Raw genomic sequence first — 386 nt, forward strand, 5'->3', positions numbered from 1 at the left:
AGTGCCACGGCTTCGTCCGGGTTGACGTCCTTGCGCGGTTCCTTGCCGAAGAACTCGGTCACCGCCTGCTGCACCTTCGGCATGCGGGTCTGGCCACCGACCAGGATGACCTCGCTGATGTCGCTCGAACGCAGGCCGGCGTCATTCAACGCAACGCGGCACGGCTCGATCGACTTGCGGATCAGCTCGTCCACCAGCGACTCCAGCTTGGCGCGGGTCAGCTTGATGTTCAGATGCTTCGGGCCGGACGCATCGGCGGTCACGTACGGCAGGTTGACTTCGGTCTGCTGGGCGCTGGACAGCTCGATCTTGGCGCGCTCGGCGGCGTCCTTCAGGCGCTGCAGGGCCAGCGGATCCTTGCGCAGGTCGATGCCCTGGTCCTTGTT

1 protein-coding gene is annotated in these 386 nt (G+C 65.5%); it reads right to left on the bottom strand.

The genetic code is table 11. The features are described 5' to 3' along the window. The coding region (locus tag ACI2JH_RS18205) for an Hsp70 family protein (protein ID WP_404736865.1) at window positions 1–386 on the bottom strand (386 nt) is incomplete at both ends.

Source organism: Stenotrophomonas sp. NPDC078853, from assembly GCF_044901215.1.
Classification (GTDB): domain Bacteria; phylum Pseudomonadota; class Gammaproteobacteria; order Xanthomonadales; family Xanthomonadaceae; genus Stenotrophomonas; species Stenotrophomonas lacuserhaii.